Origin of the sequence: Micromonospora narathiwatensis (genome assembly GCF_900089605.1) — a bacterium.
GTDB lineage: Bacteria > Actinomycetota > Actinomycetes > Mycobacteriales > Micromonosporaceae > Micromonospora > Micromonospora narathiwatensis.
In genome coordinates, this window is the sequence record NZ_LT594324.1 from 2,726,244 (window position 1) to 2,740,897 (window position 14,654).

At 75.2% G+C, this 14,654-nt stretch carries 17 protein-coding genes; 5 read left to right on the forward strand and 12 right to left on the reverse strand.

Going from position 1 to position 14,654, the window contains the following annotated elements; translation table 11 throughout:
* Positions 1-98: 98 nt before the first annotated feature.
* From qcrB to coxB, 9 genes are read right to left on the reverse strand one after another with little or no spacing between them, the layout of a single operon-like run.
* The gene (gene qcrB, locus GA0070621_RS12040; protein WP_167666829.1) at positions 99-1,832 is read right to left on the reverse strand and encodes a cytochrome bc1 complex cytochrome b subunit; all 1,734 of its coding nucleotides are present in this window, start codon (positions 1,830-1,832) and stop codon (positions 99-101) included.
* Positions 1,829-2,692 (reverse strand): QcrA and Rieske domain-containing protein, encoded by an 864-nt coding sequence (locus GA0070621_RS12045; protein ID WP_091194637.1) that lies wholly within the window; start codon positions 2,690-2,692, stop codon positions 1,829-1,831. Before GA0070621_RS12045 ends, qcrB begins: the two co-directional genes overlap by 4 nt.
* Positions 2,689-3,495, reverse strand: coding sequence for a cytochrome bc1 complex diheme cytochrome c subunit (gene qcrC / locus GA0070621_RS12050; protein ID WP_091194640.1), 807 nt, complete (start codon positions 3,493-3,495; stop codon positions 2,689-2,691). The genes GA0070621_RS12045 and qcrC overlap by 4 nt, the downstream gene beginning before the upstream one ends.
* A 3-nt stretch (positions 3,496-3,498) precedes the next feature.
* Positions 3,499-3,894 carry a c-type cytochrome gene (locus GA0070621_RS12055; RefSeq protein ID WP_091194643.1) on the reverse strand — a complete coding sequence of 132 codons (396 nt, stop codon included), beginning with the start codon at positions 3,892-3,894 and terminating at the stop codon, positions 3,499-3,501.
* Positions 3,894-4,769: a cytochrome c oxidase assembly protein gene (locus GA0070621_RS12060; RefSeq protein ID WP_157739949.1), complete on the reverse strand. Its 876-nt coding sequence runs from the start codon at positions 4,767-4,769 to the stop codon at positions 3,894-3,896. Before GA0070621_RS12060 ends, GA0070621_RS12055 begins: the two co-directional genes overlap by 1 nt.
* Positions 4,766-5,170: a hypothetical protein gene (locus GA0070621_RS12065; protein ID WP_091194648.1), complete on the reverse strand. Its 405-nt coding sequence runs from the start codon at positions 5,168-5,170 to the stop codon at positions 4,766-4,768. Before GA0070621_RS12065 ends, GA0070621_RS12060 begins: the two co-directional genes overlap by 4 nt.
* Positions 5,170-5,799 (reverse strand): cytochrome c oxidase subunit 3, encoded by a 630-nt coding sequence (locus GA0070621_RS12070; protein ID WP_091194651.1) that lies wholly within the window; start codon positions 5,797-5,799, stop codon positions 5,170-5,172. Before GA0070621_RS12070 ends, GA0070621_RS12065 begins: the two co-directional genes overlap by 1 nt.
* On the reverse strand, positions 5,796-7,724 hold the full coding sequence (ctaD, locus tag GA0070621_RS12075; protein WP_091194653.1) for a cytochrome c oxidase subunit I: 1,929 nt from the start codon (positions 7,722-7,724) through the stop codon (positions 5,796-5,798). The genes GA0070621_RS12070 and ctaD overlap by 4 nt, the downstream gene beginning before the upstream one ends.
* A gap of 8 nt (positions 7,725-7,732) precedes the next feature.
* Positions 7,733-8,755, reverse strand: a complete 1,023-nt coding sequence (gene coxB, locus GA0070621_RS12080; protein ID WP_091194656.1) for a cytochrome c oxidase subunit II — start codon at positions 8,753-8,755, stop codon at positions 7,733-7,735.
* A 137-nt stretch (positions 8,756-8,892) separates the two neighbouring features.
* Here coxB and ccsA point away from each other — a divergent pair, with 137 nt between their 5' ends.
* The 5 genes from ccsA to GA0070621_RS29515 are packed head-to-tail and all read left to right on the forward strand — an operon-like array spanning position 8,893 to position 13,417.
* Complete coding sequence (ccsA, locus tag GA0070621_RS12085; RefSeq protein ID WP_091194659.1) at positions 8,893-9,651, forward strand: cytochrome c biogenesis protein CcsA; 759 nt, start codon at positions 8,893-8,895, stop codon at positions 9,649-9,651.
* Entirely contained in the window at positions 9,648-10,055 is a 408-nt protein-coding gene (locus GA0070621_RS12090; protein ID WP_091194662.1) for a cytochrome c maturation protein CcmE, read from the forward strand. The genes ccsA and GA0070621_RS12090 overlap by 4 nt, the downstream gene beginning before the upstream one ends.
* The gene (locus GA0070621_RS12095) at positions 10,045-11,976 is read left to right on the forward strand and encodes a heme lyase CcmF/NrfE family subunit (protein WP_091194664.1); all 1,932 of its coding nucleotides are present in this window, start codon (positions 10,045-10,047) and stop codon (positions 11,974-11,976) included. The genes GA0070621_RS12090 and GA0070621_RS12095 overlap by 11 nt, the downstream gene beginning before the upstream one ends.
* 8 nt (positions 11,977-11,984) lie before the next feature.
* Positions 11,985-12,536: a TlpA family protein disulfide reductase gene (locus GA0070621_RS12100; RefSeq protein ID WP_157739950.1), complete on the forward strand. Its 552-nt coding sequence runs from the start codon at positions 11,985-11,987 to the stop codon at positions 12,534-12,536.
* Positions 12,497-13,417, forward strand: coding sequence for a cytochrome c-type biogenesis protein CcmH (locus tag GA0070621_RS29515; protein ID WP_157739951.1), 921 nt, complete (start codon positions 12,497-12,499; stop codon positions 13,415-13,417). Before GA0070621_RS12100 ends, GA0070621_RS29515 begins: the two co-directional genes overlap by 40 nt.
* A 26-nt stretch (positions 13,418-13,443) precedes the next feature.
* On the opposite strand, the gene GA0070621_RS12110 is transcribed toward GA0070621_RS29515, so the two are convergent.
* Genes GA0070621_RS12110 through GA0070621_RS12120 form a run of 3 tightly spaced genes read right to left on the reverse strand, consistent with a single transcriptional unit; the run spans position 13,444 to position 14,604 of the window.
* Positions 13,444-13,629, reverse strand: a complete 186-nt coding sequence (locus tag GA0070621_RS12110) for a hypothetical protein (protein WP_157739952.1) — start codon at positions 13,627-13,629, stop codon at positions 13,444-13,446.
* Between the two features lie 44 nt (positions 13,630-13,673).
* Positions 13,674-14,111 (reverse strand): ChaB family protein, encoded by a 438-nt coding sequence (locus GA0070621_RS12115; RefSeq protein WP_167666830.1) that lies wholly within the window; start codon positions 14,109-14,111, stop codon positions 13,674-13,676.
* A 46-nt stretch (positions 14,112-14,157) separates the two neighbouring features.
* Positions 14,158-14,604 carry a phage holin family protein gene (locus tag GA0070621_RS12120; protein ID WP_091194674.1) on the reverse strand — a complete coding sequence of 149 codons (447 nt, stop codon included), beginning with the start codon at positions 14,602-14,604 and terminating at the stop codon, positions 14,158-14,160.
* Positions 14,605-14,654: the final 50 nt, after the last annotated feature.

Consider the following 14,654-nt stretch of genomic DNA (forward strand, 5'->3'; position numbering starts at 1 on the left):
CCCGCCAGCTACCCGCGCCCATTGCCGGCAAACCTCCGATCTCATGGGATGCCCAGCAGCGGAGGCGCCGGTAGCGCCGCGGGCCGGGTCGACCAGCCTCATTCAGCCGGATCGCGCGGCCGTGCGCGGTCCCCGCCTCGCTGCCCGCGCCGCCGTCGGCGGTCGACGAGGAGGCCGACCAGCAGCGATCCGGCGGCGGCGACACGGCCCCAGCGCCGCAGGGCGGTGCGTACCCGGCCGGGCGGCGGGGGCGGCGGCGGGCCGGGCACCACCACCCGGTCGACCCCGGGGTACGCGAGCCGGGACGCCTCGACCGCCTCCGCCTCGGAGCGCACCGCGCGGCTGCCGGCGAGGGCCACCTGTCCGGCCTCGTCGCGGTAGCGCCACCGCCACAGCCCGCCGTCCGGCCACAGCTCGACCCGCTCCCCCGGCCGGTCCGGGGCCGGGATCTCGACGCCACCCTCGTCCGCCCGTGGCGCCGGGGCGCGGCCGGCGGCCCGCCGCAGGTCCGCCCGGGTCAGCTCGCCGAGACTGGCGGCGTCGCCGCGGCGCAGCGCCCGCGCGATCAGGTAGGCGACCAGACCGGTCACCACGGGCAGCACGAGCGCCAGCACCCGGAACAGTCCGAGCAGGTCGTAGACGGGCACCCGCAGCAGGCGGGCGAGGATGTCGTCCCCGCCGGCGACCACGAGCACCACGTAGAACGTCAGCGCGGCGACGCCCACGCCCAGCCGGACCGGGTGGTCGCGGGGCCGGTCGAGCAGCTGGTGCGCCCGGCGGTCCCGGATGCGCAGGCGTTCGACGAACGGCCAGGCGTAGAGGGCGAGGAAGGTGACCGCGCCGAGCACCACACCCGGGAAGAACGGCCCCGGCACGAGGTACCCGGCGATCCGGAACTCCCACGGCGGGAAGAGGCGCAGCGCCCCGTCGCCCCAGGCGATGTACCAGTCCGGCTGGGCCGGCGAGGTGGACTGGGCCGGCTCGAACGGGCCGTAGAGCCAGACCGGGTTGATCTGCACCAGGCCGCCGAGGGCGAACAGCACCGCCAGCACCCAGGCGAAGAGGGCGAGCGTACGCAGCGTGTAGCTGGGCCACAGCCGGGACCCCACCACGTTGTGCTCGGTCCGTCCGGGGCCCGGGAACTGGCTGTGCTTCTGCCGGACCAGGATGCCCAGGTGCAGTGACACGAGGGCGACCAGGATGGCGGGCACCAGCAGCACGTGGGTGATGAACAGCCGCGGGATCAGCGAGTCGGAGGGGAACTCACCGCCGAGGCCCAGCGCCACCAGCCACGTACCGACCAGGGGGATCGACTCCACCACCGAGACGAGGATCCGCAGGCCCAGACCGGAGAGCAGGTCGTCGGGCAGGGAGTAGCCGGTGAAGCCGTTGGCCAGGGCGAGGGCGAGCATGGTGACGCCGATCAGCCAGTTCAGTTCGCGCGGTTTCCGGAACGCCCCGGTGAAGAAGATCCGCATCAGGTGCAGCAGGATCGCCGCGACGAAGAGCAGCGCCGCCCAGTGGTGGGTCTGCCGGATCAGCAGGCCGGCCCGTACGTCCCAGCTCAGCCGGACCGTCGAGGCGTACGCGGCGGAGGTGGTGGCGCCGTCCAGCGGCGCGTACTCGCCGTGGTAGACGCGGTCGGCGGAGCTGGCGTCGAAGAAGAAGGTCAGGTAGATGCCGGTCAGGATCAGCGCGACGAACGAATAGAGCGCGAGTTCGCCCAGCATGAACGCCCAGTGGTCGGGGAAGACCTTCGCCAGCGCGCGCCGGGTGATCGGGGAGAGCCGCAGCCGGTCGTCCAGCGCCCGGGCCAGCCGGTCGGTGATCACGGCCGCCTCCAGAAGCCGGCGCCGGGCGGACCGGTGAAGTCACCGGTGGCGCGCAGGAACCCGTCCGGGCCGACCTCGATCGGCAGGCCCGGCAGCGGCCGGGCGGCCGGGCCGGCCACCGGGCGCGCGTCGGCCAGCAGGTCGAACGAGGACTGGTGGCAGGGGCAGAGCAGCCGTCCGGTGCCCTTGAGATAGAGCCGGACCGGGCAGCCGGCATGGGTGCACAGCAGCGACCAGACGACCAGGCCGCCGAGGTGGCCGCCGGAGGGCGGCCGGGTGAAGCGTTCCGGTTCCAGCCGGACCGCGAAGGCGGGGCCGTCCCCGGAGTCGACGGAGCCCTCCGGGAACACCCCGACCAGCGTGTCGGCCGGCACGTCCTCGGGCCGCAGCGGCCGGCCCTGCTCGTCGACGAGCCGGACCCCCGGGCCCCACGGGGTGCTCGACAACGCCTGTGCCGGGCGCCGACGGTTCCAGGGCAGCAGCGAGCGCAGCGGGAACAGGACGGCGACGCCGAGCGCGGTCACCGCCAGCCCGAGGGCCGCCAGCAGGCCGCGCCGCCGGACCGGGCTGTCCGGCGCGGACAGCACCGCCGCCGTCATCGCCTGCTCGTCCGGCGGCGGGGTGAAGCCCTCGTGCTCCTCGACGTACCCGCCGACCGGGACGAGGTGCCGCCCCCACTGCGCGAGTCCCACGGCCAGCCCGGCGAGGGCCACCGCCAGGCAGACGCCCTCCCACCGGGGGCCGGCGTTGAGCCCGTACGCCACGGCGAAGCCGACCGCCCCGGCCGCGCTGACCAGGAAGGCGGTGACGATGCGGCGGCCGGCCGCCCGTTCGGCCGCCGGGGGATGCCGGGCGCTCACTGCCCTGCCCTCTGGCCCAGCCAGCGGACGGCGCCGACCAGCAGCACCAGCGTCACCAGCCAGGCCACCAGCCCCTCGGCGAGCGGACCCAGCCGCCCGAGCGGGTTGCCGCCCCGGTCCAGCCGCTCGCCGCGCAGTCGTCCCACGTACGTGGTCAGGTCGTTCACCTGCGCGTCGCTGAGCACCTGGCTCGGGAAGACCGGCATCAGTCCGGGGCCGACCCGGATCGCCTCGGCGACCTGGGTGGGGGTGGCCCGGTCCAGCGGTGGGGCGATCCACCCGTTGGTCAGCACCGCGCCGGCGCCGGTCGCCCCGTGGCAGCCCGCGCAGTTCGCCGCGAACAGCTCCCGGCCCGAGCCGAGGTTCCCGGGAGCGACCCGCGGGATCTGCGGCCCGCCGCCGAAGCTCGACACGTGGTCGACCAGGGCCGCGATGTCGTCGGCCGAGAAGGCCGGTTGCCCGCGCCGGGCCTGCTGTTCCTCGTGCGTCAGCGGCATCCGTCCGGTGGAGACCTGGAAGTCCGCCGAGGCCGCGCCGACGTCGATCAGGGACGGTCCCAGCTGTGTGCCCTGCCCCTGTGGGCCGTGGCAGCTCGCGCAGCTCTCCAGGTAGAGCCGGCTGCCCCGGTCGCCCGGCCCGGGTGGGCCGGTGGTCGCGGTGGGCGCCGGGCCGGCGGTCGCGGTGGGGGTCGGTGTGGGGGCGAGCACCGCCGGGCCGGCGGCGAGCAGCAGCACCGCTCCCGCCGCGAGGGCCCGGTGCGGGTGCGCGGTGGGCAGCCGGGGCGCCGGTCGGGTACGCCGCATGGCTCAGCCCGCGGTGTAGAGGTAGGCGACGATGTCCTGCGCGTCGATCGCGCTGACGCCCAGGTTGGGCATGGCGGTGCCGGGCTGGACCGCCTGCGGATCGGTGATCCAGCGGCGCAGGTTGTCGGCGTTGTTGGGCAGCTCACCGGCGATGTAGGAGCGGGCGCCGAACTGGGTCAGCGGCGGACCCACCAGCCCGTTGGCGCGGTTGACGCCCGGGATGGTGTGACAGGACCCGCAGCCGTACTGGGCGATCAGCTGCGCGCCCCGGTCGGGCCGCCCGGCGTGTGACTGCGGTGGCGGCGGGGGCGGGGCCGTCGAGGCGCAGCCGGGGACGGCGACGATCGGCAGGCCGACGAGGGCCGCGCCGAGCGCCCGGAGGGTACGGGTCAGCGTCATCAGGCCATCCCTTCCGATCCGGCCTCGGCCACCGCCGGCCGAGCCACCGCCTGCGGAACGTCGGAGCGGTCCATCCGCAGCAGCCAGCGCAGGAACACGGCCAGCGCCACGACCAGCACGACCGCGTCCATCGGCGCCCACATCAGCAGCCCGGCGAGTTGCTGGTCGGTCAGCGGGTCGGGGCCGAGCACGCGCGGCGGGTAGACCGGTTCCGGGGCGAAGGTGAGCACGGCGCCGAGGGCGGAGGCGGGCAGCATGGTGCCCACCAGCAGCAGCACGGTCACCGGGGCGGGCGGGCGGCGCCGGGCGGCGCCGAGCACCGGCGCCCAGAACAGCCAGGCCGTGCCGAGCAGGCACAGGTGCTCGGCGGCGTGCACGGCGGGCCGGTCCACCGCCGCGACGTACGGCCCCGGCAGGTGCCAGAACCAGAGCATGACCATCTGCGCCGCCCCGGCCAGCGGGGCGTACGCGGTGGGCCGGCGCAGCCGACGTACCGGTGGCGACGCCCGGCAGCGGGCCAGCAGCCGGCGCAGCGACCGCGGCGCGGCCAGGCTCAGCGGCAGCCCGACGGCGCCGGCCGCGAGCAGCGGTCCCGCCACCAGCAGGAGCAGCATGTGCTGGGCCATGTGACCGGCGAACGAGGATTCGGCCAGCGTGTGCACCGGGCCGTGGTCCGCGGCGAGCACCACCAGCACCCCGGCGCCGAACGCGCCCACCCGCCAGGCCGGCAGGACCGCGCCGGCGCCGCGTCGGTACCACAGTTCGTGGACGCCCCGGCCGTAGCCGGCGGCGAGTACGCAGATCGCGACCACGGCCAGCATGGTCAGCAGGCTCTCGGCCGGGGCGTCCGGGCCGTGGGCCCGCGGCAGGGTCACCGCTGGCATGGCGGGAAGACCAGCACGGCGATCCCGCCGAGCACGATGATGGCGAGGAACATCAGGTTGGCCCAGACGCCGAGTACGGCCAGCATCCGGGACCGGTCGTAGGCGCGGCCGGTCGTCCCGCTCGCCTGGGCCGCCGCGGTGTGCCGCCAGGCCAGTACGGCCACCAGCAGGGCGCCCACGGTGACCAGGCCGGGGATCACCACGGCCAGCCCGAGCGCCTGCCAGAGCGGCAGGGCGGCGATGGACGCCGAGCCGCGGGCGCAGGCCAGTTCGTCCAGCGACCAGGCGGCGAGCAGGTGCGCCGCCCAGGCGACGGCACCGCCGAGCACGCCGTACCAGAGCAGCAGCCCGCCGGCCAGGCGGGTTCGGGAGTCGGGCCGGGTGGTGGTCATCACAGCCGCGGGGAGAGGTAGATGGTGAACAGGATGGCGACCCACACCGTGTCGACGAAGTGCCAGTAGATGGCGGCGTTGCGGACGCGTTCGTGACGGTGGGAGCCGAAGCTGCCGCCGCGCAGCGAGGCGGCGAGCAGCCACCCGATCATCGTCAGCCCGACCAGGACGTGCAGCCCGTGGAAGCCGGTGATCAGATAGAACAGCGAGCCGTAGACGTTGGTGGTCAGGGTGTACAGCTTGGTGTCGTCGAAGTACTCCTTCACGAGCAGGCCGATGAAGGAAAGTCCGAGCAGCATGGTGGTGGCGAGTCCGACCTGCAGCCGTCCGCGGCGGCCCTGCCGGATGCCGCGTTCGGCCCAGACCACCGGAATGCTGCTGGGCACCAGCACCACGGTCATCAGCAGCGGGATGAGCAGCTTCGGCTTGTCGATCCCGTCCGGCGGCCACTGCGGGCCGAACTGGAAGCGCAGGTAGAAGTAGCTGCCGAGCAGGCAGGCGAAGAGGGTGGCCTCGGTGGCCACGAACATCACCATGCCCCACCAGCCGGTCGGCCGACCGACCGGCTCTTCCGTGCTCAGCGCCTCCGCGCCGGTGGCCGCGGCCACCACCCCGCCCCGGCCGGTCACGCCGCCACCCCCAGTTCCGCCTCGGGGCGGCGCGGCGGCCAGAGCCAGGCCGCGATCGTCGCCGCCACCACCAGCACCGCCGCCACCGCCACCGGGTACCAGCCGAACAGCAGGGTGACGAAGAAGACCAGCAGCGCCCCGGCGAGCAGCAGCGGTCTGAGGCTGGACTCCGGCATGTCGACCGCCCGTTCGTAGCGGGCATCCAGTTCGCTGGTGAACAGGGTGCGTCTGCCGTCGCTGAGGATCCGGTCCTCGGTCGCCCCCGCGCCGGTGGACTCGGCGGTCCGTTCGTCCCAGGTGGGGTGGAGGCTGTGCACCCGGGGGATGACCGGGAAGTTGTACGGCTCGGGCGGCGAGGCCGCCGTCCACTCCAGGGTGTCGGCCTCCCACGGGTCCGGCGGGGCCGGCTTGCCCCGCAGCAGGGCGTGCACGACGCCGGCGAGCACCAGCAGCAGCCCGAGCGCCAGCAGGTACGACCCGGCGGTGCTGACCAGGTTCCACCCGTCCCAGCCGGGCTCGCTGGGGTAGGTGTAGATCCGTCGGGGCATGCCGAACAGGCCGGTGAGGTGCATCGGGAAGAACGTGACGTGCATGCCGGCGAAGACCAGCCAGAAGGCCCAGCGGCCGAGACCCTCGTGGTACATCCGGCCGGTGATCTTGGGGAGCCAGAAGTAGACGCCGGCGAGCATCGGGAACACCGCCCCGCCGATCAGCACGTAGTGGAAGTGCGCCACCACGAAGTACGAGTCGGTGGTCTGCTGGTCGAACGCGGTCAGCGCGAACATCGCGCCGGTGAAGCCGCCGAGCACGAACGTCACGATGAACCCGATGACGAACAGCAGCGGCGTCCGCAGCACCAGCCGGCCGAGCATCATGGTGGCCAGCCAGGCGAAGATCTGGAGGCCGGACGGGATCGTGATGATCGTGCTGGCCGCGCTGAAGAAGCTGTAGGACAGCTGCGGCAGCCCGGTGGCGAACATGTGGTGCACCCAGACCCCGAACGAGATGATCGAGATCGCGACGATCGCCAGCACGATCAACGGGTAGCCGACCACGCCGCGGCGGGTGAACGCGGGGAGCACGGCGGAGACGATGCCCAGCCCCGGCATCACGATGATGTACACGTCGGGATGCCCGAAGATCCAGAACAGGTGCTGCCACAGCAGCACGTTCCCGCCGCCGGCCGGGTCGAAGAAGTGGGTGCCGAAGCGGCGGTCGAGGAAGAGCATGGCGTTGTCCGCGTTCAACGCCGGCAACGCGAAGATCACCATGAAGGAGGTGGCCACGATCGCCCAGACGAAGAGCGGCACCCGGTTGAGCGACATCCCCGGCGCGCGCAGTTTCAGCGCGGTGACGATGAAGTTGATCGACGCGGAGGTGGTGGAGATGCCGAGGAAGAGCAGGCCGAGCGAGTAGATGTCCATGTGCAGCCCGGGGTTGTGCTGCAGTTGGTTGAGTGGCGCGTAGGCGAACCAGCCGTTGTTCGGCGCCGCTCCGAACGGCACGCTGGCCCACATGAACAGGCCGGCGAAGAGGAACACCCAGTAGCCGAAGGCGTTCAGCCGGGGAAACGCCATGTCCCGGGCGCCGATCATCAGCGGGACGAGGAAGTTGCCGAAGCCGAAGAGCATCGGGGTGGCGAACAGGAAGATCATCGCCGTGCCGTGCATGGTGAAGAGCTGGTTGTACTCCTGCGGGGAGACCACACCGGACTCGGGGCGGGCGAGCTGGGTCCGCATCACCAGCGCGCTGAGGCCGGCGAGCACGAAGAAGAAGCCGGCGGTGACCAGGTAGCGCCGGCCGATCCGCTTGTGGTCGGTGGTGCCGAACCAGGCCCGCAGCGAGGGACGCTCGCCCCAGTGTTCGGCCAGCCGGGCCAGGTCGTCGCCGTGGAGGCCAACGGGTGCGCTGGTGGTCGTCGACATGCCCCCACCTACTCCAGCGATCGCAGGTACGCGATGAGGTCGGGCAGTCGGGCCGCCTCGACCTGCTGCGGCGGCATGGCGTTGCCCGGCTTGACCGTCTGCGAGTTGGCGATCCAGCCGCCCAGGTGGCCGGCGTCGTTGGGCACCGCCCCGGCGCCGATGCTCCACCGGGAGCCGACGTTCGACAGGTCCGGCCCGACCGTCCCCTGCGCTCCGGTGCCGCGGATGCTGTGGCAGGCGGCGCAGGTGCCCTGGACGAACGCCTGCTCGCCGCGGCGCTCGGCGTCGGTCTGCGGCTGCCGGGCCGGGGCATCCAGTCGGGCCAGCCAGGCGTCGAACTCGGCGCGGGGCTGCGCGACGACGAGGAAGGCCATGTGGGCGTGCTGGGTGCCGCAGTACTCGGCGCACTGGCCGCGGTAACTGCCGGCCCGCTCCGCCTGGAGCCAGGTCTCCCGGGTCTCCCCGGCGATCAGGTCGGTCTTCGGCATCAGCTGCGGCACCCAGAAGCTGTGCAGCACGTCGTCGGTGCGCAGGCGTACCCGGACCCGCTCCCCCACCGGGATGTGGATCTCGTTGGCGGTGGCGCCGGACGCGCCCGCGTAGCGGACCTCCCACCACCAGGTGTGGCCGGTCACCTCCACGGTGGGCGCGTCCCGGTCGGGTGCCGCGCCGAGCGCGGCGAGGTCGCGCAGGCCCGCACCGTAGACGGCGACGAGGATGACGAACGGGATCGCGGCCCCGGCGATCGCGACGAAGCGCAGCGGCTGCCCGTGGCGTACCCGCACGTCGCCCCGCCGGAACACCAGGGCCCAGACCAGCAGCGCCATGACCTCGACGAACACGGCCACGGAGATCCAGAACAGCAGCCACCACAGGTTCGCGACCCGGCTCGCCCCGGCACCGCCCGGGTTCAGCGCCGACGGCGAGTCACCGGCGCAGCCGGTGAGCAGGCACAGGCCGAACAGCGCGCTGACGACCGGGCGCGGGCGCCGCCGGATCGCGCTCGGGGTCGTCTGCGCTGTCGTCTCCATCGGAACGGACAGTAGACCGGCCTGGGCGCTTACATACCTTTTACGGAGATTTGGGATTAAGCACCACTTCGCGCCTTATGGTGGACCCCGCAGTCCTGCCCCTCCGGCAAGCGCCCACGGGCGCGGACAGGGAGATCATGCGATCCTCCACGGTGGACCTGGTCGCGGACACCGCCCGAGCGGCCGCCGCACGCCGTACGACGGCCTGGCTCGCCGGCGGGCTGAGCACCGCCGCGGCGGTGGCCGGCGGCTGGGTGGCTCCCCCGGACGCGGTGCAGGGCCAGGCGCAACGGCTCATGTACCTGCACGTCCCCGCCGCCTGGGTGGCGTACCTCGCGTTCGCCGTCGTGCTGGCCGCCGGCGGCGCGTACCTGATCGGGGGCGACCTGCGCTGGGACCGCTTCGCCCGGGCCGCCGCTGAGGTCGGGGTGGTGCTCACCGCCGTCGCCATCGGCACCGGATCGCTCTGGGGGCACCTGGTCTGGGGCACCTGGTGGGCGTGGGACCCCCGGCTGGTCAGCACCGCCCTGCTGCTGGTCGCGTACGCCGGTTATCTGGCCCTGCGCCGGGCGGTGAGCGAGCGGACCGGGGCGCGTGACGGCGGTGACCACCGGGTGGCGCGCCCGGCGGCGGTGGTCGGCGTCGGCGGCTTCCTGCTCGTCCCGGTGGTGCACTTCTCCGTGGTCTGGTGGCGCTCGCTGCACCAGCAGGCGACCGTGCTCGCCCCGCAGCGCCCGCCGATCGACGCGCGGATGGGTGCCGCGCTGCTGCTCGCCGTCGCCGCCGCCACCCTCGTCGCGTCCTGCGTCGTGCTGCGCCGGGTGGTCCGGCTGGAGCGGCGGCTGGCCGGCGACCCCGCGCCCGCCGCCGAGCGCCCGCTGGCCCGGGTCGGATGATCCGTCGCCGGGCGGGCCGGGCCGCCCTCGTCGCCGCGCTGCTCGCCGCCGGTGCGCTGCTGGTCACCGGCGCGCTGCGGGACACCCTGACCTACTACCGCACCCCGGCCGAGGTGCTCGACGACCCGGCCGCCGCCGGGGAGCGGATCCGCCTCGGCGGTGACGTGGTGCCCGGGTCGCTGCGCCGCGACGGCGACCTGGTGGTGTTCCGGCTCGCCGCGGGCGGCCACGAGATCACCGTACGGCAACGCGGCGTGCCACCGGAGACGTTCCGCGAGGGCGAGGGGGCGGTCGTCGAGGGCACCCTGGCGACCGACGGTGTGTTCCACTCCGACCACGTGGTGGTCCGGCACGGCAACGAGTACCGCCCGTCCACCGCCCCGGGACCGGTCGATGCTCGGTGACCTCGGCACCGCCAGCCTCGCCGCCGGCCTGACCTGCGCCACCCTGACGGCCCTGCTCTGGCTGCGGGTGGCACTGTTCAACGCGCCCGCCCGGCCGGCCCGCCTCGGCGCCGGGGCGACCCTGGCGGCGGCCGCGATCGCCTGCGCGCTGCTGGAGACGGCGCTGCTCCGGCACGACTTCAGCGTCCGCTTCGTGGCCGAGAACGGCGGTCGTCAGGTGCCGCCGTACTACGCGGTGACCAGTCTCTGGTCGGCGCTGGACGGCTCGCTGCTGCTCTGGCTGCTGGTCCTCGGCGGCTACGCGGCGCTGTTGGCCCGGCGGCGGTACCCGGCCCGGCTGCACGCGTACGCGATGGTGGTGGTCAGCGCGGTGACCGTGTTCTTCTTCGCGCTGTCCCGGTTCGCGGCGAACCCGTTCCGGGCGGTCGACCCGGTGCCCGCCGACGGCCCCGGGCCGAACCCGCTGCTCCAGCAGCATCCCGCGATGGGGGTGCACCCGCCCCTGCTCTACGCCGGCTACCTCGGCCTGGTCGTGCCGTTCGCCCTCGCGCTGGCCGCCCGGTTGGCCGGGCCGGAGGGCCGCGGCTGGCTCCGGCTGGCCCGCCCGTGGGCGCTGGCGGCCTGGGCGGCGCTGACCGCCGGCATCGGGCTCGGCGCCTGGTGGTCGTACGCGGTGCTGGGCTGGGGCGGCTACTGGGCGTGGGACCCGGTGGAGAACGCCTCCCTGCTGCCCTGGCTGACCGCCACCGCGTTCCTGCACACCACCCTCGGGCGGGCCGCCGGCCGGGCCGCGTGGAACACCACGCTGGCCACCGCGAGTTTCCTCCTGGTGCTGCTCGGCACCTTCCTGACCCGCTCCGGCGCGGTGTCCAGCGTGCACGCCTTCACCGACTCGCCGCTGGGCCCGATGCTGCTCGGCTTCGTGCTGCTGGCCGTCGTGGTGTCCACCGTGGCGACCGGACGGCGTACCGCCCGGCCGGCCCGCCGGGGCGCCCCGGCGCTGTCCCGGCCGACGGCCGTGCTGGTCAACGGGGTGCTGCTGGTGACCATCGCGGCGGTGGTGCTGGTCGGCACGGTCTTCCCGCTGCTCTCCGCGCCGCTCGGCGGGGTACGGGCCGCCGTCGGACCCGCGTACTACCAGCGCACGGCGGTGCCGCTGGCGATCGTGGTGCTGCTGCTCGCCGGGGTGACGCCCGCGCTGCGCGACCGGGCGCGGGGGCCGCGTCGGCTGGCCCTCCCGGCCGGCGCGGCGCTGGCCACGGTGGCGGTGGTGGGCCTGCTCAGCCGCCCCGGGCTGCCCGCGCTCACCGCGTTCGGCGCCGCGGCCTTCGTACTCGCCGGGCAGGCCGGGCAACTGGTCGACCGGCTGCGGGGCCGCAATCGGGTGGTCGGTCTCGCCGGGCTCGTCGCCCATGCGGGGATCGCCCTGGTCGCGGTCGGCGTCGCCGGATCCTCGGCGTACGGGCGGGACACCGAGGGGACCGTCCGCACCGGGGAGAGCCTGCGGGTGGCCGGGGTGAGCGTACGCCTGGACGGGGTGGACCGGGCCGCCGACGGCGGCGGCATGGCCGTACGCGCCCGGCTCCGGCTCACCGAGGCGGACGGCACGCAGCGGACGGTCACCCCGGCGCTGCGCTACCACCCCGCCCGGGACGCGACGGTGACCGTGCCGGCGATCGACACCGGGCCGCTGCGGGACACCTACGTCACCCTGATCGCGGTCGCCGGGGACAGCGGCAGCGCGACCGTACGGCTGGCGGTGAACCCGCTCGTCGGGCTGCTCTGGGCCGGCGGGGCGCTGACCACCGCCGGTGGACTCGTCGCGGCGCTCGGCGCCGTCCGCGCCCGGCGGCGGCCACCCGGACCGCCCGGCGACCGGCGGCCGACGGCCGTGGCGGCCGACGCGGAAGCCGCCGGATGAGCCGCCGGATGCCGCGGCTCCCGGCCGGGCTGCGCCCCGGACCGGCGGTGGTGCTCGCGGTCACCGTCGCCGTCGGCACGCTCGTCGCCCTCGGCCTGCGCGCGCCGGCCACCCCGGCGGGCACGGACCCCGGCACGTCGACCCCGGCGCCCGCCCCCGCGCTGTCCGGCGAGACGCTGGCCGGTGGGCGGTTCGACCTGGCCACCGCCCGGGGGCACGTGGTGCTGGTCAACGTCTTCGCCTCCTGGTGCGGCCCGTGCCGCGACGAGCTGCCGCTGCTGGTCGACGCCGAGCGCCGGTGGTCGCCGCGCGGGCTGCGCCTGGTGGGGCTGAACGTGCGGGACGGCGTGCCGGCGGTCCGGGCCCTGCTCGACGAGACCGGCGCGAGCGGGCTGACCGTGCTGCCCGACCCGGACGGCACCCGGTCGGTCGACTGGGGCGTACGCGGCGTGCCCGAGACGTTCGTGGTGGACCGGGACGGTCGGATCGTCGAGCGTCAGCGCGGCGTGGTGACCCGGGCGTGGCTGGAGCAGCGGGTGGCCCCGCTGCTGACCGGATGAGATGGCGGGCGGCGGCAGCCGCGCTCGTACTCGCCGCACTGGTCACCGGCGCCGCAACGGGACTGCTGCGCTCGGCCGGCGGCACCGGCGGGGAGGACCCGGTCCGCGAGGTGGCCGCCGGGCTGCGCTGCCCGGCCTGCCAGGGCGAGTCGGTGGCCGACTCCCGGTCGCCGATCGCGGCCGCGATGCGACAGGTGGTGGCCGACCAGCTCGCCCAGGGCCGGGACCGCGCCGAGATCCGCCGGTGGTTCGTCCAGCGGTACGGGCCGGAGGTGCTGACCGAGCCACCCGCGCACGGGGCGACGGCGCTGCTGTGGGCGGTGCCCGCGTTGACCCTGCTGGGGGCCGGGTACGCCGCCCTGCGTACGCTGCGCCGGTCGACGGCGCGGGGGGTCACGGTACGGCCGGCGCCGGGTGGCCGGGCCGCCCGCCGGGCGTGGTGGGCGGGCGCGGCCGGGCTGGTGTCCCTCGTGGCCGCGGTCGCGGTCACCGCCGACCGCCTGGACCGGCCGCCGGAGCAGCCCCCGGCCGACCCGGTCGCGGTGACCGTGCAACTGGCCCGCGACCTGGAGACCCAGGACCGGTACGCGGCCGCGGCCCAGCTCTACCGGGAGGCGCTGCGGGACCGGCCGGACGACACGATCCGGCTGCGGCTCGCCTTCGCCCTGCTCCGGGCCGGCGACGCCGGCGCGGCCGAGCAGGCGGCGCGGGAGGTCCTCGCCCAAACCCCGGACTCACCCGACGGCCTGCTCGTGCTGGGGCTGGCACAGCGTGGCGCGAAATCGGCGGCGGCGACCGGAACGCTGCGCCGGTTCCTGGCCGTCGCCCCGGAGCACCCGGCCGCCCCGGAGATCAGCCGGCTGTTGACGGTCGGCTCCTGACCGGTCACCGCCGCGCCGGCCGGCGGTCAGCCGCGCCGTCCGGCCCGGGCCAGCAGGAAGCCGACGACCAGACCCGCCGCGACGGTGATGACCTTACGGGTGCTGACCGCCGACCGGAGCCTGCTGAGCCCCTGCCGGGGGTCGACGACCGCCCCGGCGACGTTGCCGGCCGCGCCGACCACGATGTCACTGAGCCGGTCCGTCCTCATCACCCGCCGCCTTCCTCGTCCATTCGTTCACCGGGGCTGGAGCGCCGTCACCGCTTCCGGGCCCGGGCGGTGGCCCGGGCATTGGCCTTCTCGATCGCCCGGACCAGTTCGTCCCGGCCCAGGTCCTGCGGGTTGTCGATGCCGACCCGACGGGCCACCTGGTCGAGGTGCCCCTTGCTGGCGTTGGCGTCCACGCCCTGCGCGGTCGGGCGCGGGCGCTGCTGGGACGCCGGGGCGCCCTGCGCCGCCTGCGGATCGGACGGCCCCTGGTGCTCCTTGGGTTCCCAGTGGTCGCCGACCTTCTCGTGGGTGTGCTTGAGCGACGCGTACGCGGTGCGGTGCGCCCGCTCGCCGTCGCCGTAGGTCTCCTCCGCGGCCTCGAGCGTCTTCTTGTAGGTGCGGACCGCCTTGTCGTCCGACCGGGCCACGGTCGACGGCACCTCGTCGCGCATCTCCTCGGCCTGCCTGTGCTTGTCGGTCATCATGCGGCCCTCTCCGACGGCGGCAACGGTGGTCATCGTGAGCGGCGGCTCAGCGCCCGAGCGCGTCCCGGGCTGCGGCGGAGCCGGCCGGCACCACCCGTCCGGCGGTGGCGGAGACGGCGTCGCGGACCTCGTCGGCCAGCCGGGCGGAGCTGCCGCCCGCCGCCCGCAGCCGGGCCAGCCCCACCCGGCCGAGCACCACCGCGACCGCCAGGTAGCCGGCGGTGAGTCCGGCCGCGGCCAGCCGGCGTGGCAGGAACGTCTCCAACATGCGCAGGACCGTCGTCGAGGCGGCTCCCGCACCGAGCACCAGGCAGCCGCCGGCGGCGGCGAGCAGGGCGAAGCCCAGCCCGGCGGGCCGGGCGGCATCCGCCAGTTGGCCGCGCACCGCGCGTACCTCAGCCCGGACCACCTCGGCCACGTCCTCGGCCAGCCGATCGGCCGGGCTGGCCGGTCGTCCGGGCCCGGCGGGCTGATTCGTGACGGCGTCACCCATCGGCGTCTCCACCTCCTCGTACCGTTCCCGTGGCTACCCCGCGGCGGCCG

Bases quoted from the DNA above. Each gene is read 5' to 3' on its own strand.
- GA0070621_RS12120 (WP_091194674.1), bottom strand. From the start codon at position 14,604: ATGGGTGACGCCGTCACGAATCAGCCCGCCGGGCCCGGACGACCGGCC.
- GA0070621_RS12065 (WP_091194648.1), bottom strand. From the start codon at position 5,170: ATGACCACCACCCGGCCCGACTCCCGAACCCGCCTGGCCGGCGGGCTG.
- GA0070621_RS12100 (WP_157739950.1), top strand. From the start codon at position 11,985: ATGCCGCGGCTCCCGGCCGGGCTGCGCCCCGGACCGGCGGTGGTGCTC.
- GA0070621_RS12095 (WP_091194664.1), top strand. From the start codon at position 10,045: ATGCTCGGTGACCTCGGCACCGCCAGCCTCGCCGCCGGCCTGACCTGC.
- ccsA (WP_091194659.1), top strand. From the start codon at position 8,893: ATGCGATCCTCCACGGTGGACCTGGTCGCGGACACCGCCCGAGCGGCC.
- GA0070621_RS12090 (WP_091194662.1), top strand. From the start codon at position 9,648: ATGATCCGTCGCCGGGCGGGCCGGGCCGCCCTCGTCGCCGCGCTGCTC.
- coxB (WP_091194656.1), bottom strand. From the start codon at position 8,755: ATGGAGACGACAGCGCAGACGACCCCGAGCGCGATCCGGCGGCGCCCG.
- qcrC (WP_091194640.1), bottom strand. From the start codon at position 3,495: ATGCGGCGTACCCGACCGGCGCCCCGGCTGCCCACCGCGCACCCGCAC.
- GA0070621_RS12055 (WP_091194643.1), bottom strand. From the start codon at position 3,894: ATGACGCTGACCCGTACCCTCCGGGCGCTCGGCGCGGCCCTCGTCGGC.
- GA0070621_RS12115 (WP_167666830.1), bottom strand. From the start codon at position 14,111: ATGATGACCGACAAGCACAGGCAGGCCGAGGAGATGCGCGACGAGGTG.
- ctaD (WP_091194653.1), bottom strand. From the start codon at position 7,724: ATGTCGACGACCACCAGCGCACCCGTTGGCCTCCACGGCGACGACCTG.